Here is a 4257-nt window from a genome sequence, read left to right as displayed (position 1 = left end):
TTTTTGTGCCTTGCGTGCTTTTGTCTCTCGTCCGGTGCGCTGGAAGAGCGGAACAAGGGGGATGAGCAGTAGGAAGATCCCCGCCGGCGCCGTTGCGGCGGCGCAACCACCTCCCCCCCCACCGGAGGCGGGAACGAGTCCCACGGCCTTTGGCTCCGTTCCCTTCGCATTCGTCACGAAGGAGGTGTCGGTGGTTCGGGCCGGGCGGAGAACATTCCCCGCAATGACGGAAAGGGAGGACGCAGCGGTGGAAAGGGCGGTGCTGCCGCTCTGCATCCAGAGCGGCGTGTCAACTGCATTGAGGAGGACATTGCGCACCTGCCAGTTGGCGAGTTCGGCGCGGCGCGCCCACAGGGCCGCCGCCACGCCGGTGGTGATGGGAGAGGCGAAGGATGTCCCGTTCACGGTCTTGTAGCCGCTGCCGCTCTTGTCGGTAGTCGTGATGGCCGTTCCGGGAGCGGCCACTTCGACTGCGTAGGCGCTGTGGTTGGAGAAGGATGCCAGCAATCCCGCCGTATCCGTGGCGGCAACGGCAAGGGCGTTTCTCGCGGAGGCTCTTGCCGGATAGACGTACTTGCGGTCCAGATCGGCGGCCTCGTTCCCGGCAGCGGAGAAGAAAAGCATCCCCACCTCGTCGCACCGAAGGAAGAGTTCCTCGAAGAAGCTTTGCAATGCGCTGTCGGGACTGTCGGAGGGATCCGTGGAATAACTGAAGTTCAGGAAAATCTTTTTCCCCGGCAGCGTGTTGTTGGCGAGCCCCACGAGGTAATCTACTGCGGCGGTGAGGTCGCTCACCTTGGCGCTGCCGTTTTTGTCGGCGACTTTCACGGGGAGGAGCGGCGCGGAGGGGATGATGCCCGTCGCCGATCCCGCGAGCGTGCCCGTCACGTTCGTGCCGTGGCCGTGTTCATCGGTGAGAGCCGACCTGCTTCCCGCGGTGCGCGTGATCGCGTTGTAGGCAAGGTCCCACCGGATCGGGGCCCCGGAAAAGTCCGGGTGGTCATTGAGACCCGAATCGAGGACCGCCACGAGAACGGTATTCCACTGCGCTGCGGTGATTCCGGAGGTAAGCCCCGCGTTTTGTGCCCATGCGACGTGCCAGGGTGTGTCCAGCGCCGGGTCGAAGGTCATCCCGGATTCTTCGGGCGTGGCGTGAAAGAGAATGTCCGCCCGAACGAGAAGGAGTGTCCCCGATTTCCGGACGAGGGCGGCATCCTTGTCATCCAGATCGATCAAGGAAGCGCCGATGTTGGAGAACTCCTCCGATGGGGTGGACGAGATGCCCAACGAGGCGAGTCTTTCAGAGGCCTGAAAAGAGGACGTGCTTGCCTGGGCCGTGTCGTTCTCTTCTCCTCTCGGGGCGAGGAGAATGTAGGGGGCACCCGGGGATGCGGCAGGAAACAGCGTCGTGAGCAGGAACGACGCAAGAAGGAGCGCGGAGAGCGACAGCAAAGAGCGTCGAACGGGTGCTGTGTACATGGATATCAGATCCTTTCCGTGAAAGAATTCGTAAACGGATGTTCCTGTTCATCCGCGTTGGAGGGGTTCCTTTTCAGGAGTCCGCTTCCCGTCCGCCCCAGAGCAGCTCCGGAGAGAGCTCGGGTTTCGGATCCCGTAGAAGAAGCTCGTCCAGAATATCCCGAGGGGCTGCGTTCTCGTGGAGAATGCGGAACACGCCCTCGACGATGGGAAGTTCTACCCCGAAGGCGTCGGCGTGTTCCCGAAGTGCCTGGGCCGTGTAATATCCTTCGGCCACCTGGCCCAGCCGAAGAAGTGCCTCTTCCGGGGGCATCCCCTCGCCGACGGAGAAGCCCAGGCGGAAATTTCTCGAGTGGCGGCTGTAGCAGGTGGTCATGAGGTCGCCGACACCGGCGAGTCCCGTGAGGGTGAGCGGGTTCGCGCCCAGACGGGCTCCAAGACGGAGAATTTCCGCGAGTCCCCGCGTGGCGAGCGCGGCCACGGCGTTGTCTCCCAATCCCATACCCTGGGTTATGCCTGCGGCGATGGCCACGACGTTTTTCACGGCACCACCGATCTCCACACCCGTCACGTCCTCGTTCGTGTAGACACGGAAGGTATTTCCCGTGAGGAGGACCTGCCATTCGAATGCCTCCTCGAAAAGTGCCGAAGCGACGACCACCGCGGTAGGAAGTCCCTGAACCACTTCCTCCGCGTGACACGGACCGGAGAGCACGCTGTACACGGCCATGGGAAGCGTCTCGTGACAGACCTGGCTCATGGCCTTTCCTGTGGTGATTTCGAAGCCTTTTGCGAGATTGCAGGCCCGGACGTTTCGCGGGGCGAGCGGTCGGAGCTTGCCCGCCAGTTCCCGAAACGATTGGGCAGGGACGGCGAAAACCCATCTTTCGGCGAAGATCGCCGCCTCGGCGAGATTGCCTGTCGGAAGCAGATTCGGACTGAGCGGAATGTCCTTGAGATAGTCGGGATTTCTCCCTGACGTCGCGATGGCTCTGGCTTGTTGGGGACGTCGGCACCACAGACAGACGTTATGCCCACGGGACGAGGCGAGATGGGCGAAAGCGGTTCCCCAGCTTCCCGCTCCGAATACGGACAGATTTGCCATGAACGTTTTCCTCCTTTATCGGATTCGGTGACGTCGTGTTCTTCGTGGAAGAAGCGTTGTCGCCGAAACAAGATCATTATACCAGCAGGGGAGAGATACAGAGCCGGAAGTTCTTTCCCTCGTTTGTTGCGGTCGGTGCCATTGCGTGTTGTCGAGAGGTGCGTTTCCTGGGTAAACGTTCTATAATCCAGAGGACAAAACGGCGCTTTTTCGCCCGCTCCAGGGAAAAATGCAGAGGGAGCCGCCGAAGGCCTCGCGGACGAACGGAAAGGGGGAGCACCTGTGAATGAACAGAGATTCACCACGAGAGAGCTTGTGTTGCTGGCTCTTTTCGTGAGTCTCAACATTGTTTTGGCTCGCGTCGCCAGCATCCGTATCGCCATCGGGCCGGTCGAGGGAATCCGTCTCGGTTTCGGCACGTTTCCCGTATTTTTTGCGGGCGTCAGCATGGGCCCCCTTGCGGGGGCGATTGTAGGGGCTCTCGGAGACCTTCTGGGGTACTGGGTCAATCCCATGGGACCGTACATGCCCCATTTCACCGTTGCCGCCGCACTCTCCGGAGTTCTTCCCGCCGTCGTCTTCAGGATGACCGTCGGGCGCTGCTTCTGGAGGCTGTTTCTGGCGGCGGCCTCCGGGCAGATTCTCGTTTCGACGTTCCTGGTTCCCTGGTTCCTGCAAAACCTTTTCGGTCTTCCCTTCGCGGCGCTTCTCCCGGGACGTGTGATTGCGGCGATGATCCATATCCCGGTGTATGCCGCAGGAGCGGATATTCTTCTGCGAAGAGTTCGACTCTTTCCGGCCGCACGCTGCGGTTAGACGAACAGACCAGACAGGGAGGAATAGGGAATGTCCATGCGGGAGCATGCGGCCGTCGCCGCGATTCTTGGAAGACGCAGCATTCGGAAATACACTTCTCAGCCGGTGGAGCGGGAAAAGATCGACCTGCTGCTGGAGTGCGCCTGTGCGGCCCCGACGGCGGCAGGAAGCAGACCATGGCATTTCGTGGTGGTGGATGATCGGGCGAAACTCGATGCGCTTGCGGGAGCACATCCTTACGGGAAGATGCTTTTTCGTGCGCCCCTCGCAGTCGTGGTTTGCGGCGATCCCGACAAGAACGAATTTGCACGGGTCTATTGGGAGGAAGATTGTTCCGCCGCCATGGAAAATATCCTTGTGGCGGCCCGAGCTCTCGATCTGGGGAGCGTCTGGCTCGGCGTCCACCATTCTCCCGAGCGAGAACAGGCGCTTCGGCTGATCCTCGGTATTCCCGGAGCGGTTTCCGTTCTCGGTGTCGCCGTCCTCGGCTATCCCGACGAAGTGAAGGAGCCCCACGAAGGAATAGACGAGGGCGTGGTGCACCGGAACGGCTGGTAACTCCCGAGAGAGGAACGACAAACATACGTGGTATAATGAGATGCTGATCCAAGCGTGAAAAGCGACGGATTTCCGTCGTTTTTCTCTTTTTGTACGTTCGATGCGACGGAAAACGAGAGGTGAAGGTCCTTCCTTCGCCGAAAATCGGTTGTCGTCGTTCCGTGCGGAAAAACCACGGTGAGGAAACGAGGAGGAACGTTCATGTCGGAACTGTTGGGTGGCCGATTGGATTTCGGCACGGTGGTTCCCCTGCCTCTGGAAGAGGAGATCAAGCACAGCTACCTCGATTACGCCATGAG

General features: G+C 60.6%; 4 protein-coding genes. 2 read left to right on the top strand and 2 right to left on the bottom strand.

Annotation, left to right across the window (positions count from 1 at the left end; translation table 11 throughout):
• A partial coding sequence (locus Q1K49_RS13435; RefSeq protein ID WP_300526494.1) for a S8 family serine peptidase occupies positions 1–1479 on the bottom strand: 1479 nt, incomplete at its 3' end.
• A gap of 73 nt (positions 1480–1552) precedes the next feature.
• Entirely contained in the window at positions 1553–2584 is a 1032-nt protein-coding gene (locus Q1K49_RS13430) for an NAD(P)H-dependent glycerol-3-phosphate dehydrogenase (protein WP_300526493.1), read from the bottom strand.
• A 282-nt stretch (positions 2585–2866) separates the two neighbouring features.
• On the opposite strand from Q1K49_RS13430, the gene Q1K49_RS13425 reads away from it, so the two are divergent.
• Both Q1K49_RS13425 and Q1K49_RS13420 read left to right on the top strand, forming a co-directional pair.
• On the top strand, positions 2867–3400 hold the full coding sequence (locus tag Q1K49_RS13425; protein ID WP_300526492.1) for a folate family ECF transporter S component: 534 nt from the start codon (positions 2867–2869) through the stop codon (positions 3398–3400).
• 30 nt (positions 3401–3430) lie between these two features.
• Positions 3431–3958, top strand: coding sequence for a nitroreductase family protein (locus Q1K49_RS13420; RefSeq protein WP_300526491.1), 528 nt, complete (start codon positions 3431–3433; stop codon positions 3956–3958).
• Positions 3959–4257 lie beyond the last annotated feature (299 nt).

Origin of the sequence: Aminiphilus sp., from assembly GCF_029975095.1 — a bacterium.
GTDB lineage: Bacteria > Synergistota > Synergistia > Synergistales > Aminiphilaceae > Aminiphilus.
This window is presented reverse-complemented; position numbering and strand designations above follow the sequence as displayed.

Bases quoted from the DNA above. Each gene is read 5' to 3' on its own strand.
- Q1K49_RS13430 (WP_300526493.1), bottom strand. From the start codon at position 2,584: ATGGCAAATCTGTCCGTATTCGGAGCGGGAAGCTGGGGAACCGCTTTC.
- Q1K49_RS13420 (WP_300526491.1), top strand. From the start codon at position 3,431: ATGTCCATGCGGGAGCATGCGGCCGTCGCCGCGATTCTTGGAAGACGC.